Raw genomic sequence first — 332 nt, 5'->3', positions numbered from 1 at the left:
GCTTCCTGCTGGGCAAGGCCGCCCTTCACGGTATCGCGGTGCCGGTCAATCAGGGCCTCTATCAGGCCGTCAAAGAGAAGCGCTGAGCAGAGCAGCTGGCAAGCAAGGAGTGCAAGATGAACGTACTGGTACTGGTGGCCCCCGGGTCGGAAGAGATAGAGACGGTTGCCATCGTCGATACCCTGGTTCGGGGTGGCATCGATGTGGTGCTGGCCTCCTGCTGCCCCACCGGAGCGCGCCAGATCCGCGCCTCTCGCGGGGTGCAACTGGTGGCGGATTGCCATCTCGACGAGCTGACCACCCGTGACTTCGATGCCATGGTCGTGCCGGGC

General features: G+C 64.2%; 1 protein-coding gene. It reads left to right on the top strand.

Annotated elements, in window-relative coordinates:
- Window positions 1-116: 116 nt before the first annotated feature.
- The coding region (locus tag BN1120_RS12195; RefSeq protein WP_042016288.1) for a DJ-1/PfpI family protein at window positions 117-332 on the top strand (216 nt) is incomplete at its 3' end.

Origin of the sequence: Aeromonas caviae, assembly GCF_000819785.1 — a bacterium.
In the GTDB taxonomy this organism is placed as follows: domain Bacteria; phylum Pseudomonadota; class Gammaproteobacteria; order Enterobacterales; family Aeromonadaceae; genus Aeromonas; species Aeromonas caviae.
The sequence above is the reverse complement of the archived record's forward strand: the minus strand, read 5'-3'. Positions and strand labels throughout refer to the sequence as shown.